The 20423-nt window shown below is 71.6% G+C and carries 21 protein-coding genes and 1 riboswitch; of the genes, 10 read left to right on the top strand and 11 right to left on the bottom strand.

The window, feature by feature from the left end; all coding sequences use genetic code 11:
• Window positions 1–144: 144 nt before the first annotated feature.
• Window positions 145–921, bottom strand: coding sequence for an isocitrate lyase/phosphoenolpyruvate mutase family protein (locus ACIP6W_RS01580; protein WP_400427824.1), 777 nt, complete (start codon window positions 919–921; stop codon window positions 145–147).
• A gap of 112 nt (window positions 922–1033) precedes the next feature.
• Here ACIP6W_RS01580 and ACIP6W_RS01575 point away from each other — a divergent pair, with 112 nt between their 5' ends.
• Window positions 1034–2221, top strand: coding sequence for a MalY/PatB family protein (locus ACIP6W_RS01575; RefSeq protein ID WP_251154690.1), 1188 nt, complete (start codon window positions 1034–1036; stop codon window positions 2219–2221).
• Between the two features lie 123 nt (window positions 2222–2344).
• On the opposite strand, the gene ACIP6W_RS01570 is transcribed toward ACIP6W_RS01575, so the two are convergent.
• The 3 genes from ACIP6W_RS01570 to ACIP6W_RS01560 are packed head-to-tail and all read right to left on the bottom strand — an operon-like array spanning window position 2345 to window position 3528.
• Window positions 2345–2542, bottom strand: a complete 198-nt coding sequence (locus ACIP6W_RS01570; protein ID WP_400427821.1) for a hypothetical protein — start codon at window positions 2540–2542, stop codon at window positions 2345–2347.
• Window positions 2543–2559: 17 nt separating this feature from the next.
• Window positions 2560–3018 carry a GNAT family N-acetyltransferase gene (locus ACIP6W_RS01565; protein WP_400427819.1) on the bottom strand — a complete coding sequence of 153 codons (459 nt, stop codon included), beginning with the start codon at window positions 3016–3018 and terminating at the stop codon, window positions 2560–2562.
• 24 nt (window positions 3019–3042) lie between these two features.
• Window positions 3043–3528 (bottom strand): GNAT family N-acetyltransferase, encoded by a 486-nt coding sequence (locus ACIP6W_RS01560; RefSeq protein ID WP_400427817.1) that lies wholly within the window; start codon window positions 3526–3528, stop codon window positions 3043–3045.
• Between the two features lie 68 nt (window positions 3529–3596).
• Here ACIP6W_RS01560 and ACIP6W_RS01555 point away from each other — a divergent pair, with 68 nt between their 5' ends.
• The gene (locus tag ACIP6W_RS01555; RefSeq protein ID WP_400427814.1) at window positions 3597–4475 is read left to right on the top strand and encodes a LysR substrate-binding domain-containing protein; all 879 of its coding nucleotides are present in this window, start codon (window positions 3597–3599) and stop codon (window positions 4473–4475) included.
• Between the two features lie 41 nt (window positions 4476–4516).
• Here ACIP6W_RS01555 and ACIP6W_RS01550 read toward each other — a convergent pair whose 3' ends face one another.
• From ACIP6W_RS01550 to ACIP6W_RS01530, 5 genes are all read right to left on the bottom strand, one after another.
• Window positions 4517–5803: a hypothetical protein gene (locus ACIP6W_RS01550; protein WP_400427812.1), complete on the bottom strand. Its 1287-nt coding sequence runs from the start codon at window positions 5801–5803 to the stop codon at window positions 4517–4519.
• Between the two features lie 75 nt (window positions 5804–5878).
• Window positions 5879–6133: a hypothetical protein gene (locus ACIP6W_RS01545; protein ID WP_209683676.1), complete on the bottom strand. Its 255-nt coding sequence runs from the start codon at window positions 6131–6133 to the stop codon at window positions 5879–5881.
• Window positions 6130–6612, bottom strand: coding sequence for an FBP domain-containing protein (locus ACIP6W_RS01540; protein ID WP_081985224.1), 483 nt, complete (start codon window positions 6610–6612; stop codon window positions 6130–6132). The genes ACIP6W_RS01545 and ACIP6W_RS01540 overlap by 4 nt, the downstream gene beginning before the upstream one ends.
• A 48-nt stretch (window positions 6613–6660) precedes the next feature.
• Window positions 6661–7395 carry a M56 family metallopeptidase gene (locus ACIP6W_RS01535; RefSeq protein ID WP_400427810.1) on the bottom strand — a complete coding sequence of 245 codons (735 nt, stop codon included), beginning with the start codon at window positions 7393–7395 and terminating at the stop codon, window positions 6661–6663.
• A gap of 13 nt (window positions 7396–7408) precedes the next feature.
• Window positions 7409–7798, bottom strand: coding sequence for a BlaI/MecI/CopY family transcriptional regulator (locus ACIP6W_RS01530; RefSeq protein ID WP_066652757.1), 390 nt, complete (start codon window positions 7796–7798; stop codon window positions 7409–7411).
• Window positions 7799–7893: 95 nt separating this feature from the next.
• Window positions 7894–7984: riboswitch (glycine riboswitch) on the top strand.
• Window positions 7985–8154: 170 nt separating this feature from the next.
• Here ACIP6W_RS01530 and gcvT point away from each other — a divergent pair.
• The 8 genes from gcvT (at window position 8155) to ACIP6W_RS01490 (ending at window position 19004) form a co-directional block, all read left to right on the top strand.
• Entirely contained in the window at window positions 8155–9258 is a 1104-nt protein-coding gene (gene gcvT / locus ACIP6W_RS01525) for a glycine cleavage system aminomethyltransferase GcvT (RefSeq protein ID WP_066652765.1), read from the top strand.
• A 4-nt stretch (window positions 9259–9262) separates the two neighbouring features.
• Entirely contained in the window at window positions 9263–9640 is a 378-nt protein-coding gene (gene gcvH / locus ACIP6W_RS01520) for a glycine cleavage system protein GcvH (protein WP_066652768.1), read from the top strand.
• Window positions 9637–12552: an aminomethyl-transferring glycine dehydrogenase gene (gene gcvP / locus ACIP6W_RS01515; protein ID WP_400427806.1), complete on the top strand. Its 2916-nt coding sequence runs from the start codon at window positions 9637–9639 to the stop codon at window positions 12550–12552. The genes gcvH and gcvP overlap by 4 nt, the downstream gene beginning before the upstream one ends.
• A 402-nt stretch (window positions 12553–12954) precedes the next feature.
• Window positions 12955–14583: an ABC transporter substrate-binding protein gene (locus ACIP6W_RS01510; RefSeq protein WP_066652772.1), complete on the top strand. Its 1629-nt coding sequence runs from the start codon at window positions 12955–12957 to the stop codon at window positions 14581–14583.
• A gap of 246 nt (window positions 14584–14829) precedes the next feature.
• On the top strand, window positions 14830–15759 hold the full coding sequence (locus tag ACIP6W_RS01505) for an ABC transporter permease (protein ID WP_066652773.1): 930 nt from the start codon (window positions 14830–14832) through the stop codon (window positions 15757–15759).
• A complete protein-coding gene (locus ACIP6W_RS01500) occupies window positions 15749–16699 on the top strand; it encodes an ABC transporter permease (RefSeq protein WP_066652788.1) in 951 nt (316 codons plus the stop codon). Before ACIP6W_RS01505 ends, ACIP6W_RS01500 begins: the two co-directional genes overlap by 11 nt.
• Complete coding sequence (locus ACIP6W_RS01495; protein ID WP_066652791.1) at window positions 16696–18438, top strand: ABC transporter ATP-binding protein; 1743 nt, start codon at window positions 16696–16698, stop codon at window positions 18436–18438. Before ACIP6W_RS01500 ends, ACIP6W_RS01495 begins: the two co-directional genes overlap by 4 nt.
• A gap of 62 nt (window positions 18439–18500) precedes the next feature.
• Window positions 18501–19004: a PH domain-containing protein gene (locus ACIP6W_RS01490; RefSeq protein ID WP_066652794.1), complete on the top strand. Its 504-nt coding sequence runs from the start codon at window positions 18501–18503 to the stop codon at window positions 19002–19004.
• Between the two features lie 174 nt (window positions 19005–19178).
• Here the strand turns inward: ACIP6W_RS01490 and ACIP6W_RS01485 are convergent, their stop codons facing one another.
• Window positions 19179–19724 carry a hypothetical protein gene (locus ACIP6W_RS01485; RefSeq protein ID WP_400427804.1) on the bottom strand — a complete coding sequence of 182 codons (546 nt, stop codon included), beginning with the start codon at window positions 19722–19724 and terminating at the stop codon, window positions 19179–19181.
• A gap of 212 nt (window positions 19725–19936) precedes the next feature.
• On the bottom strand, window positions 19937–20413 hold the full coding sequence (locus tag ACIP6W_RS01480; protein ID WP_251154698.1) for a peroxiredoxin: 477 nt from the start codon (window positions 20411–20413) through the stop codon (window positions 19937–19939).
• Window positions 20414–20423: the final 10 nt, after the last annotated feature.

The raw sequence follows: 20423 nt of genomic DNA, 5'->3' as shown, positions 1-20423 counted from the left end.
ACGAGACGTGCTGGTGTGCGCGAGTCAGATGGGTTCGCTGCAATGCACCAATGAGACACTATACGTCGCTTCGTCCGGAACGTCCAGCAAGACGGACGGGAGGCGCGGTGCGGGCGTGCACCGCGCCTTCCGTCCGGTGGGCCGTCAGTTCAGAGCGGGGGTGTCCTCCGGCACGACGCCGTCGCCGTACAGGTCGGTCGCCAGGTCGCGGAGCGCGCGCAGCGCGACGCGCTGCGTCAGCGGACCGTAGGAGATGCGGGCGACGCCGAGGGCCTCGTACTCGGCAGCCGGCAGGGCGCCCGGCAGTCCGATCACCGAGAGCTTGCCGCGACCGAGCCCGTCGACGAGTCGTTCGACCACGTCGCGCTGGATCGCACCCGGCACGAAGACGAGTGCGGCGCCGTTGTCGAGGAACGCCTTCCCGCGGGCGATGGCGTCCTCGATGCTCTCGTCGATCGGGCGGTCGCCACCCCGGGCGATCGCGTCGGTGCGGGCGTTGAGCTGGAAGGCGACGCCCTCGGCCTCGGCTGCGGCGGTGATCGCGGCGACGCGTGCGACGGCCTCGTCGAAGGGACGGAAGCGGTCCTCGACGTTCGCGCCGACGATCCCGGCGGCGATCGCGCGACGGATCGTCTCGGCCGGGTCCGCGTACCCGTCGTCGAGGTCCGCCGTGACGGGCAGGTCCGTCGCGGCGGCGACGGTCGCGGCGCCCGCGAGGGCCACGTCGAGCGGCATCCCGCCGTCGTCGTAGCCGTGGCTCGCGGCGATCGAGTGCCCGGCGGTCGCGATCGCCTTCGTCTCCGGCAGGTCGCTCACGACCTTCGCGCTGATCGCGTCCCACACGTTCACGACGCGCAGGATCTCGGGGGCTTCGTGCAGCTGCTTGAGGGTGGTCGCCTTGTCGGCGGTGCTCGTGCTCATGGTGCCGAACCTACGTGGGCGGGCCTCGGCACGCACGGGAGGTGACCGCTGGACGACGCGGGATGACGGCCGGACTCGCACCGGGCCTCCCGGTCGATGCATGCTGGGACGCATGGCTGACGACGAACAGGACCCGGTCGGCACGCTCCGCGGGGTCCGCACGAGCATCAAGTGGACGCGCTACGCGCCCGACGTGCTGCCCCTGTTCGTCGCCGAGATGGACCACGACGTGGCGCCGGCCATCCGGCAGGCACTGGTCGAGCGGGTGCAGCAGTCCGACCTCGGGTACCTGGACGGCCCCGGGCCGCTCGCGCCGGCGTTCGCGCAGTTCGCGCGCGACCGGTGGGGGTGGGACGTCGATCCGGGTCGTGTGCACCTGGCCACCGACGTCAGCGTCGGGATCGTCGAGTCGCTCCGGCTCGCGCTCCCCGAGGGCGGACGCGTCGCGATCACCCCGCCGGTGTACCCGCCGTTCTTCGAGCTCGTCGAGGAAGCACGATGTCAGGTCGAGGAGGTCCCGCTGACCGAGCAGTGGGGCGTCTACCGGCTCGACCTCGCCGGGCTCGAGCGCGCCTTCGCCGACGGCGTCCGGGTGTTCCTGCTCTGCAACCCGCACAACCCGATGGGGCTCGTGCACGACCGGGCCGACCTCGAGGCGCTCGCCGAGCTGGCGGCGCGGTACGACGTGCTCGTCGTCAGCGACGAGATCCACGCGCCGCTCACGCACCCGGGGGTCCACTTCACCCCGTTCGCGATGGTCGCCGAGCAGCACGGCGCCCGCAGCGTCTGCGTGACGAGCGCGAGCAAGGGCTGGAACCTCGCCGGCGTGAAGTGCTCCGTCATGGTCGCGGGGGACGGCCGGACCGCGGCGCTCCTCGACACGCTGTGGGAGGAGGTCGCCTGCCGCACGAGCATCCTCGGGCTGCACGCGAACCTCGCCGCGTTCACCCTCGCGACGGACTGGCTCGACGACGTCGTCGCCCGCATCGTCGCGAACGAGCGGCTGCTCGGCGCCCTGCTCGCCGAGCACCTGCCCGGGGTCGTCTACACGCGGCCGCGGGCGGGTTACCTCGCATGGCTCGACTTCCGGGGAATCGGCCTCGGCGACGACCCGGCGGTGCCGCTCCGTGAGCACGCGTACGTGGCGCTGAACTCCGGGCTCGGGTTCGGCGCCCAGGGGCGGGGGTTCGCGCGGCTCAACCTGGCGTGCTCGCCGGAGACCCTGCGCGAGGCCGTGCACCGCATCGCGGCGGCCTACCCGTCGAGCGCGCAGGAGGGGCTGGTCTGGCACGTCGCCTGAGCGGTCGGTCGCGCTCGGACGAGCCTCGGGCTCCGCGACCCGTCCCTGGCCCGGGCGCGAGGGACGTCGCGCGGCCCGAGCTTCACCGCGGGAGGACGCTCGCGGAGGAGCGCCGCGACGGCGTCAGTCGGACAGCTCGTCGACGTACTGGTTGCGGCCGACGACGCGGATGCGCAGGTCGTCGTCGCGGTCCATCGCGAGGAACTCCCGTGCGACCGGAACGACGGAGGACCAGCGGAGCACCTCGGTGATCGGGGTCCCCTCGATGAACACCTGCCACACGCCGCGCTCACGGACGGCCTGCACCTCGTACGTCGCCATGCGGCGAGCGTACCGGCTCACGGCAGGCGCTTCTCGTACCACCGCATGGTCGGGACGGTCCCGTCCGGCTTCGTCCAGTCCGCGGGAGACCGGTGGGTCAGCCGCCAGCCGCGGCGTTCGTAGAGCCGCCACGCACCGGGGGTCTCCTCGGTGACGTCGAGCCGCAGGACCGGTGACGCCGCGGAGGCCTCGGCAGCCGCCAGCAGGGCGTCGGCGACGCCCTGCCCACGGTGGTCCGGGTGGACGACGAGGCGGGTGACCAACGGTGCCGCGGCCGCGGCGGGAGCGGCCAGTCCGACGTGACCGACCACGCTGCCCGACGACCACGCGGTCCACGCCGAGCGGTACCCGGGCGGGGTCAGCCACGTGACCGGATCGTCGGGCCAGTGCGCCGGGTAGCCGTCCTCGTCGTGCGTGCGCCGGAGCACCTGGAGCAGGTGCTCCAGGTCGTCGTCGCGGCGCGGTCGGATGTGCACGATCGTGACGCTACCGGGTCGGGGTCAGACCAGGTCGAGCACCATGTGGACGTCCGCGCGGGCGTACGGGCTCGGCGCGATCTCGTCGTGTGCGAGGTGCCGGAAGCCGAACGCCTCGTACAGGTGCACGGCGCTCGCCAGGGCACTGTTGCTCTCGAGCGCGACCCGCTGCGCGCCGAGGGACCGGGCGCGGTCGAGTGCTGCGGCGATGAGCTTCCGCCCGGTGCCGTGCCCCTGGTGCACCGGCGAGACCGCCATCTTGACGAGTTCGAACACGCGCTCGCCCACGGGCATGATCCCGATGCAGCCGATGACCTCGTGGTCGAGCCGCGCGACGAACACCGCACCGCCGGGCTCGATGATGCGGCCGACCGGATCGCCGAGGATCGCGCGGTCCTCGTCCTCGAGCGTGAAGTACTGCTCGATCCACGCCTCGTTGAGGGTGCGGAACGCCGTGGCGTCGGCGGTGGTCTCGAACTCGGCGATGGTCAGCGTGGGCGTCTCGGGCACGAACCCATCCTCGACGAGGGATCCGATCGCGTCCAATACTCGTTCCAGCGCATCGATAGGCTGCGCGCATGGATGTCGACCTACGGCAGCTCCGGGCGTTCCTCGCCGTCGCCGACGAGCTGCACTTCGGGCGGGCCGCCGAACGGCTGCGCATCGCCCAGCCCGCGCTCTCGCAGCAGATCCGACGGACCGAGCGTGACCTCGGGGTGGACCTGTTCGTCCGCACCTCGCGCAGCGTCGCGCTCACCGCCGCCGGTCGGGTGCTGCAGGGCCGTGCGCGCTCGCTGCTCGACCAGGCAGCGCGCGACCTGGACGAGGTCGTGCGGGTCGGACGCGGTGAGGCCGGACGGCTGGACGTCGGGTTCGTCGTCTCGGCGTTGCCCCTCGGTCCGATCGAGCGCGTGCAGGCCTTCCGGCAGCGGTACCCGCTCGTCCGCGTCGAACTCACCGAGGGCTACTCGTCGACGCTGCTCGCCCGCATCGTCCGCGGCGAGCTCGACCTGGCGGTCCTGCGCGACCCCGACCCGGACCCCGCCGTGCGGTTCCTGCCGTTCCGCTCCGAGCCCTTCGTCGCGGCGGTCCCGCACGGGCACCGGCTCGCGGAGCGGGTGTCGATCCGCGGCATCGAACTGGTCGACGATCCGTTCGTGTTCTTCCCGGCGATCGCCGGTGCGGTCGCGACCGAACGCAACCTCGCGCCCGTGGTCGTCGAAGGACGGCGACCCGAGGTCGTGCAGGAGGCCACGACGTGGGCCACCGTGCTCCACCTGGTCGGAGCGGGGCTCGGTGTGACGATCGCCCCGGAGAGCGCGACCCTCGCGGCACCCGACACAGTCGTCCTGCTCCCGCTGCAGGACGACCCGCACCGCAGCGAGCTGGTCTGGGCGGTCCGCGTCGACGACGACCGCGAGATCCTCCGCAACTTCATCGCGGCCACCGAGCCCTGAGCGGTGCCCCGCCACAGCACCGAGCCCGCTCCAGGGCGGCGTCAGCGAGCGCAGACGGACCGGACGTGCAGGCTGATGCCCTCGGTCGTGCCGCGGATGTCCGCGCTCGCGACGCCGTGCGGTGTCGGGTCGTCGGCGGTCCACAGGTCGAGTCCCGACGCCCGGCCGCTCATCGTCAGTCCCGCGGCCGTCCACGTCGCCGTGACCCGGTCGAACGGCACCTGCGCGTCCCGGTAGCGGGTGAAGACCGGGACGACGGTGGACGCGACGGCCCGCGTCCCCTGCTCGTTCCCGAGTGCCTCCCGTCCCACCGCGCACGGTTCGATCGTCGTCGTCACCTCGGCGGCGACACCGGTGCGCTCCACGGACTGCGCCGCGAAGGACCGCACGGCCTCGGTCTCGGCGGTGACGTCGACCGGTGCCCACGGCAGGGCCGGCGCCTCGAGGTCCTGCGGCTCCGCGGACCCGAGGGGGAGTCCGAGCAGTCCCTCGGTCGTGGCCTCGGCACCGCCCGGGCCCGTCAGCGAGAACGCGGTGCGCGGGGCGATCCCGGCCTCGGCGGCCTCGTCGGGTGTCGTGGCGAGCACCGCGGCGGTGGCGGCCGGGTCCGGTACGGTCGCGTGCAGCGAAGGCCGTGCCGGTCCGCCGCCCACGCTGCGGTCGTAGCGCGTCCCGGCCTCGGAGCGGACGTCCCGGGCACCGACCCGGTCGAGCACGCCCAGCACGGCCTGTCCGGGCTGCAGCGCGTCGACCTCGACGGAGGAGTCGCCCGACTCCACGGTCACGGAGCGTCCACCGGCATCCGCGCGGACCCGGCGCACGGTGTCGGTCCAGGACGGCAGGTCCACCGCGGCCACCCGCGTCGCGTACCGATCAGCACGGACAGCGCGGACGAACGACTCGGTCCGCAGGCGGTCCGCCACGTCGACCAGTCCCGCGTCGAGCGGGTCGACGACCCCCGCCGCCCGGTCGTCGCCGGCCGGCACCGAGAGGTCGATGACGAGTGTCGTGCCGGGCACGGGGCGGGCCCCTCGAGCAGACGCCGTGCTCCGCACCGCAGCCGCCACACCGAGGTCGCTCGACCGCGCCTGCACGGTGACGTCGGCGAGCCAGTCGGTCGGGTGGTCCTTCTCGTCGACCTGGCGCACGTCGCCTTCTGCACCGGCCACGTCGGGCAGCGTCCGGAGGTCGTCGAGCAGCGCGCCGAGGGCATCCTCGGACCCCTTCGGCGGCGGGGTCTCGAGGAACCCCCTGGTGCACCCGCCGAGCAGGATCGTCGTCAGCAGGGCGAGGAGGACGGCGAGTGCGGTCGGTGGTGCGGTGGTCACGGCACCGACCCTAGGAACGCCGGGCCGACGGCAGCGCTCAGCCGCGACGTGGTGTGCCCGAGGACACACGGTCGCTCACCCGAGCGGCAGCACCGGTGCGCGCTGGTCGCCGAGTTCGTCCTCGTGCCACGGCCGCGCACCGCGGAGCGTCAGTCCGAGCTGCACCAGGACGAACGCCACGTGCGGCTCGACGTCCGGGTCCCACGGCCCCTCGACCCCGAGGCCGAGCGCGCCGAGCTCGTCGTCCGCCTCGTCGCGGATGCTGAGGCGCCAGCGCCCGTCGCCCTGTTCCTCGACGACGGCCCACCGCGCGGTGGCGAACCGGCTCACGCGGTCTTCGCCACGTCCTCGGTGAAGTTCCGCACGCGCCCGAGCAGGGCCTCACCGCGCATCGCGATCGTCGCGGGCGGGTTGAGGTGCGGCGGGGCCGTCCGGATGAGCATCGAGCAGCCGAGGTCCTCGCAGATGTAGGACCCGATGGTGTTGCCGTTGCGGCCGGACTCACCGGCGCGGGCGGCGGAGAACAGGCGGACCTGCGTCGCCGGCTGCGGGGAGTGGCAGAACGAGCACATCGCGGCGATGCCCGGGCGGAGCGAACCGCCGGCGGAGCGGACGACGATGCCGACCGGGCGGTCGTCGATCCACGACACGATGTAGCCGCGTCGGGCGGCCTGCGGGTCGCGCCAGCCGAGGAACTCGCGCTCGTCCCACAGCATCTCGTGCAGCCCCGGGATGGGGAGCTGCTCGAGCTCGTCCGGGGTGGCGTTCACGAACGACGAACGGATGTCTGCTTCGGTCAGTGGCTTCACGGTGCCTGCCACCCTATGCCTCGCCCCCGACATGCGTGACCGGTGGGCTCAGCGCAGCCGGGAGGCACGGACCGCCCCGAGCGCGCTCGTCCCGTCCGCCACGAGCACCGCCCGGCGCAGGGCGTCGCGTCCGACGCGTCGGGCCGCCGCGTCGTCGGCCGCGAACTCGACGAGGACGCGCGTCGAGCGCGCCATGGCGCGCGCCCCGGGCACCCACGGGACCGCACGCTCGATGGACTCGGCGACCGCGACGGCCACGGCGTGGCGCTGCGTCAGGTGGGCCCGCTCGTGGGCGACCACGGCCTCCAGTTCGTCGGTCCGCAGCAGGTCGGCGAGCCCGGTGCTCACGAGCACGCCGCCGGACCGACCGGGGACCGCGCAGGCGAGCGCGTGGTCCGCCTCGACCAGGGCGACGGTGGTGCCGTCGATCTGTCGGTGCGGAGCGGTGCCCGACCGCATGGCCTGCCGCACGGCCTCGTGCTCGGCACCGGGACGGACCCGGACCGCGACGACGAACGCCGCCACGCCGAGGAGTGCGACGCCGAGGTTCAGGCCGTGCGTCGGGGACTCGGTGAGCCGGAAGGGGTCGAGTGGTCGGTCGGCCGCGACGACGAGGGCGACCCCGACGACGAAGCCGACCATGCCGAGCAGGACCGCGACGGACCACGAGACCAGCGCCGTGCGTGGGTGGTCGATCGTCCAGGCGGACCGGGTCAGGACGCGCGGGGCGACCACCACGACGACGAGGGCGAGGGCGATGAGGGCGACTCCGACGACGACCACTGCTCGGTTCCGGTCAGGAGCGGGCTCGGGCGTCGAGGGCGCGGCGCAGGACGTCGAGGTCGTCCGAGGCGAGCGATCCGGTGAACTGGAGCAGCGCGGCCTCGCGGTCCGACGCGGCGGCCAGCGCGTTCGACATCAGCGATGCCGTCTGCTGCTCACGGCTGTGCACGGCGCGGAAGGTCAGCGGGGCCTCGGCGTGCTCCTGCCGCTCGACCTGGCCCTTGCGTCCCAGGCGGTCGAGCACGGTCAGCACCGTGGTGAGCGCCGGACGCGGCTCCGGGAAGGCGTCCAGCACCTGCCGTGCCGTGCACCCGTCCACGACGCCGCGGTCGGCCGCAGCGCGCAGGGTCTCGAGGACCGCCTGCTCGAGCTGCCCACGGGGGCGCGATCGCTGTCCTGCCATCCCCGCATTCTACGAGACGTCGAAGGGTCGACCACGACACATGCCGGAAACGCGGGGTCGGTATGCTCGGGCCTGCACAACTCAACACCGGCCGCACACCCGCCGCGGGAGAGCCGAGCGCACGCGCACGGCACCGAAGGAGCAACCTCCCCGTCAATCTCTCAGGTCCCACACCGCAGCGGACAGGCCACTCTGAAAAGCAGACACGCGTCCCCGCCGGGCCCGCGCGGCGTCTCGCCCACGGTGAAAGCCGCCGGACCTCACGGGCCGCGGTGAAACTCTCAGGCCCATGACAGAGGGGGAGTTCCCACCCGACGACGGCCGTCGGGTCCTGCCGATGCCAGGAGAACTCCGTCATGCGTTCCTCCCCACTCGAGTCCGCGCACGAGGCTGCGGGCGCCACCTTCACCGACTTCGCCGGGTACCGGATGCCCGTGCGGTACTCGTCCGACCTCGCCGAGCACCACGCCGTCCGTCAGGCCGCGGGCGTCTTCGACCTGTCGCACATGGCCGAGGTCGGCGTCGTCGGCCCCGACGCCGTGCCGTTCCTCGACCACGCGCTCGCCGGGTCCTTCGGCGCGATGCCCGTCGGTCGCGCGAAGTACTCGCTGCTCCTCGCCGAGGACGGCGGGATCCTCGACGACCTCGTGGTCTACCGCACCGGCGAGGACGTCTTCCTCGTCGTGGCGAACGCCGCGAACCGCTCCGTCGCGGTCGACGCGCTCGTCGCGCGCTCGGGCGGCCACGACGTCGAGGTCACCGACGACTCGGACACCACCGCCCTCGTGGCGATCCAGGGTCCGGCCGCCGCAGGGACGCTCGACGCCCTGGTCGTGGCGGACCGCCTGCAGCCGGAGACCCCGCTCGACGAACTCCGGTACTACCGCGTGCTGCACGCGCTGTTCGACGGCGCCGAGGTCCTCGTCGCCCGGACCGGCTACACCGGCGAGGACGGCTTCGAGATCTACAGCGACACCGACGTCGCGTCGTCGATCTGGGACGCCCTGCTCGAGACCGGCGCCGACCGCGGCGTCGTGCCCGCCGGGCTCGCCGCGCGGGACACCCTGCGGCTCGAGGCCGGCATGCCGCTCTACGGGCACGAACTGTCGACCGAGGTGCGACCCGCCCAGGCCGGTCTCGGTCGTGTCGTCGCGACCTCGGGCTCGTTCGTGGGGGACGCCGGCGTGGTGCCCGCCCCCGGCGCCCGCGTGCTCGTCGGCCTCGTGACCGAGGGACGCCGTGCGCCGCGCGCCGGGTACGACGTCGTGCACGACGGGCAGGTCGTCGGCACCGTCACGTCCGGGGCGCTCTCGCCGACGTTGGGACACCCCGTCGCCATGGCCTTCGTCGATCCGACCGTGGCCGGCGAGGGACAGCTCCTGCACATCGACGTGCGCGGGACCGCGATCCCCAGCACCGTCACCCCCTTCCCCTTCTACCGCCGCACTCCGAGAGGCTGATCCCGTGACCGACCAGACCGCACTGCAGTACACCGCCGACCACGAGTGGATCCTCGTCGAGGGCGACACCGTGACCGTCGGCATCACCGACCACGCCGCCGAGCAGCTCGGGGACGTCGTCTACGTCGAGCTCCCCGCCGTCGGTACCACCACGACCGCCGGCGAGCAGATGGGCGAGATCGAGTCGACCAAGAGCGTCGGCGAGCTCTTCGCCCCGATCGAGGGCGAGGTCGTCGCGATCAACGACGCCGTGGTCGACGCCCCCGACACCGTCAACCAGGACCCGTTCGGCGCCGGCTGGCTCGTGAAGCTCAAGGTCGAGGGCACCTCCTTCCCCGAGGACCTGATGGACCACGACGCGTACCGGGCGTCCCTCGCATGACCGGCGCGCAGCAGAACCTCCAGACGTCCTTCGCCGACCGGCACATCGGCACGACGAGCGCCGACCAGCAGGTCATGCTCGACGTGGTCGGGCAGCCGTCCCTCGACGCCCTCGTCCGCGCGGCGATCCCGGAGTCGATCCACGCCGCGCCCACCACCGACACGGTCGTCCCCGCGGCCGTCGGTGAGACCGAGGCGCTCGCCGAGCTCCGCGCGAAGGCCGGGCGGAACACCGTCCGTCGCGCCATGATCGGCCTCGGCTACCACGGCACCCACACGCCCGCGGTGATCCAGCGGAACGTGCTCGAGAACCCGAGCTGGTACACGGCGTACACGCCCTACCAGCCGGAGATCTCGCAGGGCCGACTCGAGGCGCTCATCAACTTCCAGACGATGGTGTCCGACCTGACCGGCATGGCCACCGCCGGCGCGTCGATGCTCGACGAGGGCACGGCCGTGGTCGAGGGCATGCTCCTGGCCCGTCGTGCGTCGAAGGTGAAGGGCGACGCGTTCCTGGTGGACGCCGACCTGCTGCCGCAGACCCGCGCGCTGCTCGACCACCGTGCCGACGCGGTCGGGATCGCCCTGCGCGAGTTCGACGCGGCGACCGGGCCAAGCGACGACGACCTGGACGGCGCCTTCGGCGTGATCGTGCAGTACCCCGGTGCCTCCGGGCGCGTGGTCGACCCCTCGACGACCATCGAGCGCGTGCACGCCGGTGGCGGCATCGCCGTGGTCGCGGCCGACCTGCTCGCGATGACGCTCCTGGCGAGCCCGGGCGACCTGGGTGCCGACGTCGCCGTGGGCACGAGCCAGCGCTTCGGCGTCCCGCTCGGCTTCGGCGGCCCGCACGCCGGGTACCTCGCGGTCCGTGCCGGACTCGAGCGGCAGCTGCCCGGCCGGCTCGTCGGCGTCTCCTTCGACGCCGACGGACAGATGGCCTACCGGCTGAGCCTGCAGACGCGTGAGCAGCACATCCGTCGCGAGAAGGCCACGAGCAACATCTGCACCGCGCAGGTCCTGCTCGCCGTGATGGCCTCGATGTACGCGGTCTACCACGGCCCCGAGGGGCTGCGCTTCATCGCGGACCGCGTGGCCCGGACGACCTCGGCGCTCGCCGACGTCGCCCGTGCGGCGGGGCTCGAGGTCGTGCACGAGCACTGGTTCGACACCCTGACCCTGCGGGCTCGCGGGCGCGCGGCAGCGATCGTCGACGCCGCGCGCGACGCCGACCGCCTGCTCCACCTGATCGACGCCGACACCCTCCAGCTGTCGGTGGACGAGACGACCACACCCGAGGACGTGACGGCGCTCGCCGACGTGTTCGGGGCGGTGGACGTGACCGTCCCGTCGACCGAGGGCGCCGTGCGCGAGGCGGCCACGGGCCTCCCGTCCGAGCTGCTGCGCAGCAGCGACTACCTGACGCACCCCGTGTTCAGCGCGCACCGCAGCGAGACCCGCATGATGCGGTACCTCAAGCACCTGGCCGACAAGGACTACGCGCTCGACCGCGGCATGATCCCGCTCGGCAGCTGCACCATGAAGCTCAACGCGGCGACCGAGATGGCGGCGGTCACCTGGCCCGAGTTCGCGAACGTGCACCCGTTCGCCCCGCGCGAGGACGTCGAGGGGTACCTCGACATGATCGGCGACCTGGAGACCTGGCTGGCCGAGGTCACCGGGTACGACACGGTCTCGTTGCAGCCGAACGCCGGCAGCCAGGGCGAGCTCGCGGGGCTGCTCGCGATCCGGGGCTACCACCGGTCCCGCGGTGACGTCGACCGCACGGTGTGCCTCATCCCGTCGAGCGCCCACGGCACGAACGCCGCGTCCGCCGTCCTCGCCGGCATGAAGGTCGTCGTCGTGGCCTGCGACGAGGACGGCAACGTCGACCTCGCCGACCTCCGTGCCAAGACCGCGCAGCACGCCGACACCCTCGCCGCGCTGATGATCACCTACCCCTCGACGCACGGCGTGTACGAGCACGACGTCCGCGAGGTCTGCGACGCCGTGCACGAGGCCGGTGGCCAGGTGTACGTCGACGGTGCCAACCTCAACGCACTGCTCGGGCACGCCCGGTTCGGCGACTTCGGCGGCGACGTCTCGCACCTCAACCTGCACAAGACGTTCTGCATCCCGCACGGCGGCGGCGGCCCCGGCGTCGGCCCGGTCGCGGCGAAGGCGCACCTCGCGCCCTTCCTGCCGGCGCACGCCTTCGCCCAGGACCCGGACCGGCGACCCGGATCGACCTCGGACGGGCGACTCGCCCACGCCGGTGGGCCGGTCTCCGCAGCGCCCTACGGCAGCCCGAGCATCCTGCCGATCACCTGGACCTACGTCCGCATGATGGGACTCGAGGGCCTCACCCGGGCGACCGAGGCCGCGGTCCTCGGTGCGAACTACATCGCCGCGCGGCTCCGTGACGCGTTCCCCGTGCTCTACACGGGGGAGTCGGGGCTCGTCGCCCACGAGTGCATCCTCGACCTGCGCCCCCTGCGCGAGTCGTCCGGCATCACGGTCGACGACGTCGCGAAGCGCCTGGTGGACTACGGCTTCCACGCCCCGACGATGTCGTTCCCGGTCGCCGGGACGCTCATGGTCGAACCGACCGAGAGCGAGGACCTCGCCGAGCTCGACCGCTTCGTCGACGCGATGCTGGCCATCCGTGCCGAAGCGGCAGCCGTCGAGCGGGGGGAGTGGCCGGCGGACGACAACCCGCTCGTGCACGCCCCGCACACCGCGGCGTCCGCGATCTCGGGGGAGTGGACGCACCCGTACACGCGGGAGCAGGCCGTCTACCCCGTCCCCGGGATCAGTGCGCGGAAGTACTGGCCACCGGTCCGCCGGATCGACCAGGCGTACGGCGACCGGAACCTGGTCTGCGCGTGCCCGCCGATCGAGGCGTTCGCCTGATCGGGCCCGCCGCCCGTGTCACACGGCGGCGGTCCCACCCCTGAGCGCGTAGCGTGTGCCCTGTCCGGAGATCCGGGCAGGGCACACGTGCGCCAGGGGGTGTGCGCCGACGGTTCCGGACCGCGGGATGTCGGAGCGCTCCACCTCCGTCCGAGGGCTGCTCGGCTAGCCCATCGCTGTGCGCTCGTGCAACAACTTCGTTGCAGAAGCAACAAACCCGCTCGCGCCTCGTCAGGGCGACCGAATCTTGCATCCTCCCGCAACGATCCTGCAACTTGGTTTCCGGTTTGTAACCGATGGCCGCAGGGTTTGGTCGGCGGTCCGAGCACTGCCTACAGTGCAAGGACAAACGCGCCCGGCAGCACCTCTGTGCCTGGCGCGTCCCATGCACCAGGAGGAACCTTGATCAAGAAGCGCGCTGGGCTCTCTGCCCTCGCCGTGCTCGGGGCCACAGCAATCGCCCTGACCGGCTGCTCCAGCAACGGAAGCGGCAACGGCGGTGACTCGGGCTCGACGAACGCGTCCGGGATCGTCACCACGAACGGCTCCGAGCCCCAGAACCCGCTCATCCCCTCGAACTCCACCGAGACCGGTGGCGGCAAGATCATCACGTCGATCTTCGAGGGCCTCGTCTCGTACGACGCCGACGGCAAGCCGGTGAACGAGGTCGCGAAGAGCATCGACACCGATGACTCCAAGACCTACGACATCACGCTGAACACGGGCTACACCTTCACCAACGGCGAGAAGGTCACGGCCGAGTCGTTCACGAAGGCGTGGAACTGGGCTGCCCAGAAGTCGAACGCGCAGGGCGCGAGCTACTTCTTCGAGAACATCGAGGGCTACGACGCCGACAAGGACTCGGAGCTCACCGGGCTCAAGGTCAAGAGCGACGACGAGTTCACCGTCACGCTGAAGTCGGCGCAGTCGGACTTCCCGCTGTCGCTCGGCTACTCGGCCTTCATGCCGCTCCCCTCGGCGTTCTACGACGACACCAAGGCGTTCGGTGAGAACCCGATCGGCAACGGCCCGTACAAGCTCGACGGCAAGGGTGCGTGGACGCACAACCAGTCGATCAAGCTCGTCACCAACGAGGACTACGCCGGCAAGCGCAAGCCGAAGAACGGTGGTCTGACGATCACGTTCTACACCTCGCAGGACACCGCCTACGCGGACGTGCAGGGTGGCAACCTCGACGTGCTCGACGCCATCCCGGACGCTGCCTTCGCGACGTACAAGTCGGACTTCCCCGACTCGAACGCGAACCAGGCCGCGGCGATCTTCCAGGGCTTCTACCTGCCCTACTACCTCGACCACTGGAAGGGCGAGGAGGGCAAGCTCCGTCGCGAGGCCCTGTCGATGGCGGTCAACCGCAAGCAGATCACCGACAAGATCTTCGACGGCACCCGCACCCCGGCCAAGGACTTCACCTCCCCGGTCATCGCCGGCTGGAACGGTGACCTCAAGGGCTCCGACGTCCTCGACTACAACCCGTCCGAGGCCAAGAAGCTCTGGGCGCAGGCCAACGAGATGTCGCCGTACGACGAGACGCTCACCATCGCCTACAACGCCGACGGCGGACACGAGGCATGGGTGACCGCGGTCACCAACTCGATCTCGAACACGCTCGACATCAAGGCCGAGGGCAAGGCGATCCCGACGTTCCAGGAGGCGCTCGACGCCCAGACGCAGGACAAGCTCACGGGCGGTAGCCGCACCGGTTGGCAGGCCGACTACCCGTCGCTGTACAACTTCCTCGGCCCGACCATGGGTGAGGGCTCGTCCAGCAACTACGCGCGCTACGACTCGGCCGAGTACAACGAGCTGCTCGCCAAGGGCCGTTCCGCCTCGACCGTCGAAGAGGGCAACAAGTACTTCGACCAGGCCCAGGAGCTCCTGTTCCAGGACCTGCCGGAGATCCCGCTGTGGTACTCCAACGTGACCGGCGTCTGGTCGGCCGACAACGTGAAGAACGTCAAGTTCGGTTGGGACTCCGTGCCGCTGTACTACGACATCGAGGTCACCAAGTAACACCGGTGTCACCGCGGTCGAGCACCGCGGAGACACATCGCGAGCAGGTATCCTGCTCCGCGGCCACCGGACGGGGGTCCGGAGACCACACGGTCTCCGGGCCCCCGTACCTCGGCGGCAACACAACCCCCACCACCGCGGGCGCCGCCGCCCGCACCGGACACCCGTGCCGACCCGCGAGCCGTCCACCCCTCACGACATGAACCTGAACGACACGCGCGCCGCTGCGCAGGGCCGAGCGATCTGATGCTCTGGTACCTCGGCAAGCGCCTCCTGCAACTCATCCCCGTCTTCTTCGGGGCCACGTTCCTCATCTACTTCATGGTCTTCTCGCTGCCCGGCGACCCGATCGCCGCGCTGTTCGGCGACCGTCAGCCGTCGCCGCAGGTGATCGAGCAGCTCCGGCAGCAGTACAACCTGGACAAGCCGTTCCTCGTCCAGTACTTCCTGTGGATCGGTGGCGTCTTCCGCGGCGACCTCGGACTGACCTACTCGGGCCTGCCGGTGTCGCAGCAGCTCGCGTCGGCGTTCCCGATCACCGCGCGTCTGGCGCTCCTGTCCCTGCTCTTCGAGGCCGTCGCGGGCATCGTCGTCGGTGTCATCGCGGGTCTCAAGAAGGGCAAGTGGTTCGACACCTCCGCGCTCGTCGTCTCGCTGCTGCTCATCTCGGTGCCGACCTTCGTCGTCGGCTTCCTGCTGCAGTACGTCTTCGGCATCCAGCTCGGTCTGTTCCGCGTGACCGTGTCGGGTCAGGCACCGTGGTCGGAGCTCGTGCTCCCGGCCGTCGTGCTCGCGACGGTGTCGTTCGCGTACATCGTGCGGCTCACGCGCGCCAGCGTCGCCGAGAACATGAACGCCGACTTCGTCCGGACCGCCACCGCGAAGGGCCTGCCCCGTCGTCGCGTGGTCGGGGTGCACATCTTCCGCAACTCGCTCATCCCCGTGGTGACGTACCTCGGTGTCGACATCGGCAACCTGATGGTCGGCGCGGTCGTGACCGAGGGCATCTTCAACATCAACGGTGTCGGCGGCACGGTGTTCCGCGCCGTCAAGCTCGGCGAGGGCCCCACGGTCGTGTCGTTCGTCGCCGTGATGGTCATCATCTTCATGCTCGCCAACCTCCTGGTCGACCTGCTCTACGCCGTCCTGGACCCGAGGATCCGCTATGCCAAGTAACGCCGAACCCCGCTCCGCGACGCACTACGTGGCGCCGATCGAGGAGACGCCGCTCCAGGCCGTCGACCAGGTCGACGAGACGGAGAAGACGCGCTCGACCTGGACCGACGCGTGGGACTCCATGCGTGTCCGCCCGACCTTCTGGATCTCCTCGGTCCTGATCCTGCTCGTGCTGGTCGTCGCGGTCTTCCCTGGCCTGTTCACGCACGTGGACCCGCGCGCCGCGAACCTCGACTTCAGTGACGAGGGCGCCCGCCCGGGTCACCCGCTCGGGTACAACCGCCAGGGCTACGACGTGTACGCCCGTGTCATCTGGGGCGCACGCAGCTCGGTCATCGTCGGCCTGGTGGCCACGATCCTGGTGTCGCTCGTCGGCATCATCATCGGTGCCCTCGCCGGCTTCTACGGCGGCTGGCTCGACACGATCGTCTCCCGCATCGGCGACATCTTCTTCTCGATCCCGACCATCCTCGGCGCGATCGTGATCATGTCGGTCATCCCGGCCCGCAACGCGATCACGGTGGCCCTCGTGCTCGCCGCGTTCGCGTGGCCGCAGATCGCCCGCATCATGCGCGGTGCGGTGCTCAGTGCGAAGCAGTCCGACTACGTCACCGCCTCGGCGGCGCTCGGCGTCAGCCGCTTCACCACGCTCGTCCGCCACGTGATCCCGAACGCGATCGCCCCGGTCATCGTCATCGCCACGGTGTCGCTCGGGTCGTTCATCGTCGCCGAGGCCACCCTGTCGTTCCTCGGCATCGGGCTGCCCCCGTCGGCGCTCAGCTGGGGCCTCGACATCGGGACCGCGCAGACGTCGATCCGCACCAATCCGTCGACGATCTTCTGGCCGTCCGCCGCCCTGTCCATCACCGTGCTCGCGTTCCTGCTCCTCGGCGACGTGGTCCGCGACGCGCTCGACCCGAAGGCGAGGGCCCGTCGATGACCGAGACGCTCACCGATCCCACCACCCGTCGTCCGGCCGGTTCCGGCGCCCCGCTGCTCGAGGTCTCCGGCCTGCAGGTCGGGTTCCGCACGCAGAGCGGTCTCGTGCAGGCCGTACGCGGCGTCGACTTCACCCTCGAGCAGGGCGAGCGTCTGGCGATCGTCGGCGAGTCCGGTTCGGGCAAGTCGACCAGCGCCCAGGCGATCATCAAGCTGCTCGCCGGCACCGGCGAGGTCACCGGCGGGTCGATCAAGTTCAACGGGCGTGAGCTCGTCGGGCTGTCCGACAAGGAGATGGCCGGCATCCGCGGGAAGGAGATCGGCTACGTCCCGCAGGACCCGATGTCGAACCTCAACCCGCTGTGGTCGATCGGCTTCCAGGTGGAAGAGGCCATCAAGGCCAACGGCATGGCCACCGGCAAGCACGCGATCCGCGCCCGCGCGGTCGAGGTGCTGCAGGAGGCCGGCCTCGGCGACGCCGCCACCCGGCTCAAGCAGTTCCCGCACGAGTTCTCCGGCGGCATGCGCCAGCGGGTGCTCATCGGCATCGGTCTGTCCAGCCGCCCGCAGCTGCTCATCGCCGACGAGCCGACCTCGGCGCTCGACGTCACCGTCCAGCGGATCATCCTCGATCACCTCGAGACGCTGACCCGTGACTTCGGCACCTCGGTCCTGTTCATCACGCACGACCTCGGCCTCGCCGCCGAGCGTGCCGAGAAGCTCGTCGTGATGTACAAGGGCCAGGTCGTCGAGTCGGGTCCGTCCAAGGAGATCCTGGCCAACCCGCAGCACCCGTACACGCAGCGCCTCGTCGCCGCGGCGCCCTCGCTCGCGAGCCGTCGCATCCAGTCGAAGGTGCAGCACGCGCGGGTCGACATCGCCGACGCGGGCAGCGAGGACGACGAGCTGATCGCCCGCGCCCAGGAGCGCGAGCACCGTCCGGCGCAGGACCTCATCGTGGTGAAGAACCTCCAGAAGGTCTACAAGCTCCGAGGGAAGAACCTGCAGTCCCGCGAGCTCAAGGCCGTCGACGACGTCTCGTTCGCGATCCCGAAGGGCACCACCACGGCGCTCGTCGGCGAGTCGGGCTCGGGCAAGTCGACCGTCGCGAAGCTCGTGCTGCAGCTCGAGTCGATCAGCGGTGGTTCGGTCACGTTCGACGGCATCGACATCGGCGCCCTCAAGGGCAAGGACCTGTTCGACTTCCGTCGCCGGGTGCAGCCGGTCTTCCAGGACCCGTACGGCTCGCTGGACCCGATGTACAACGTCGGGAACACGATCGCCGAGCCCCTTGCCACGCACAAGGTGGGCGACAAGGCGAGCCGCCGAGCCCGCGTGCTCGAGCTGCTCGACCAGGTCGCGCTGCCGAAGTCGATGGTGAACCGCTACCCGAACGAGCTCTCCGGCGGGCAGCGGCAGCGCATCGCGGTCGCGCGTGCGCTGGCGCTCAAGCCCGAGGTCATCGTGCTCGACGAGGCGGTCTCGGCACTCGACGTGCTCGTCCAGGGACAGATCCTCGACCTGCTCACCGAGCTGCAGACCGAGCTCGACCTGACGTACCTCTTCATCACGCACGACCTCGCCGTCGTCCGCCTCGTCGCGGACAACGTCTGCGTCATGCGGAAGGGGCAGATCGTCGAGAAGGCGACGACCGACGAGGTCTTCGCGAACCCGAAGGAGCAGTACACGAAGGACCTGCTCGCCGCGATCCCGGGTGCCGGGTTCGAGTTCGGGCGCTGATCCCGCTGCACCACCCCGAGGCCGGACGTCCCGTCGTCCTCCGCGCAGGTCGCGGAGGGGCGGTGGCGTCCGGCCTCGTCGTCGTCCTGGGGGTGTTCCTGCTCGCCGACGCCGCGGTACGGGGGAGTTGGGACGTCGTCTGGGTCGCGGTCGGCCCGGTCGCCGCGATCGTGTGGGCGCTCTGGCTGCTCACCGTCCGGCCGTCGGTGCGGCTCGACGACGACGCGCTCACGGTCGTGAACCCGATGCGCACCACCCGCGTCCCGTGGGCTGCCGTCACCGACGTCCGGCTGCGCTGGCAGATCGTGGTGCAGACCGCCGACGGGCGCTCCGTCACCTGCCGCGGCGGGCCGTCGATCCGCGGGTCGCGTCCGGTCCGTCGTGGGCAGCTGTCCGTGCCGCAGGAGCCAGAGGAACTGCGGACGATCCGCCAGCGCTGGCGCGCACGCCGCGCGGCCGGGGCACCCGACAGCGACGTCCGCCGCGGGTGGGACCGTCCCGCCGTCGTGACCGGGGCGGCGGTCGCGGTCCTGCTGCTGGTCTCCGCGGGCGCGCTGGCGGTCTGACGCACCACGGGGCGGTCGGGAGGCCCTGCGCGGTCCCGCCACGCGCCTCCCGTCCGCCGACGGGATGGCCGGGAGGCTCTGCGCGGTCCCGCCACGCGCCTCCCGTCCGCCGACGGGATGATCCGGAGGCTCGACGCGGTCCCGCCACGCGCCACCGGGCCGTTGCGTGCTCGTCTAGAGCTGTGCGCCGGCCATCGACGCGGCGACACCGAGCACGATCATCGCCGTGACCGTCCACCCGTGCACGCGGTGGACGATGGTCGCGGCCTCGACGGTCGCCGGCGGCGGTCCGTCCTGCACGACCGGCGCCGGCACGTGCGCGCGGAGGACGTCTGCGACCTCCCGCACGTCGGCGGCCGTCGTCGCGCCGTCGCCCGGCCGACGGATCCCGAGCGCGGCGGTCGGCCGCGTCGCGAGCCAGGTGCGGCGGACGCCCTCGGTCGTGACCACCTCGATGCCGTACTTCGTGCGGACCTCCTGCACGCGGCGCCAGGGGTAGGTGCTCGTGCGGCGGACGTCGACGATCGTCAGCGTCTCCTCCGTGAGCTCGAACCGCGGGCGCCAGAGCACGGCCCACGCGATGAACGCGGTGAAGACGCTCGGGACGGGGACGAGCAACGGGTTGCCGCCGGTCAGGAGCGCGAGCGGCACCAGCACGACCGCGACGACCCACAGGACGACGGCGAACAGGCGCATCCGGGGCGCGACGACGGTGCTCATCCAGGCCATCGTAGGGGAGTGGGCGGGGTCGAGAGCGCCTCCCCGGGGACGTCCGGGAGCGGGTGTGACACACCTGCGCGTACCGCCGGACGACCCGGTTCCCCGGAGAGGCGGGTCCGTTGCGGACCTCGTCCGTCCATGGTCAGCACCGCCACGCCCGGGTGTCAACACCCGGTGCCCGATCTTCAGGAACGCTGGTCCGTCCCGCGCGGTCAGACGAGTCGTTCGACCTGCTCGCGGATGGTGTCGGCCTTCGGGAAGCGCAGGCCGACGAGCCCGACGTGGCGCCAGCGGACGATGCCGTCGGCATCGATGACGAAGACCGAGCGGCGGAGGCCGATGCCCGGCGCACGGACGCCGTAGGCCCGCGCGACGTCGCCGCCGGTGTCGCTCAGCAGCGGGAAGGTGAGGGACGCACCGCGGGCGAAGTCCTCGTGCGAGTCCAGTGCCTGCGGGCTGACACCCCAGACGACGGCCCCGAGGTCGGTGAACTCGTCGAGCTCCTCCTGGTAGCTGCAGAGCTGAGCCGTGCACACGGGCGTGGCGTCGCCGGGGTAGAAGGCGAGGACGAGCGGACGGCCGATGACCGCGGACAGGGCGTACTCGTCGTCCGTGCGGGTGCCGTTCCGGACGACGAGTCCGGGCAGGGAGAAGTCGGGCGCGGTGTCGCCCGGCTCGGGGATGCTCATGCCCTCACAG

The organism is Curtobacterium sp. NPDC088465 (assembly GCF_044753165.1).
Lineage (GTDB): Bacteria > Actinomycetota > Actinomycetes > Actinomycetales > Microbacteriaceae > Curtobacterium.
Note: the sequence above shows the minus strand (reverse complement) of the source record. Positions and strands in the feature narration are given on the sequence as shown.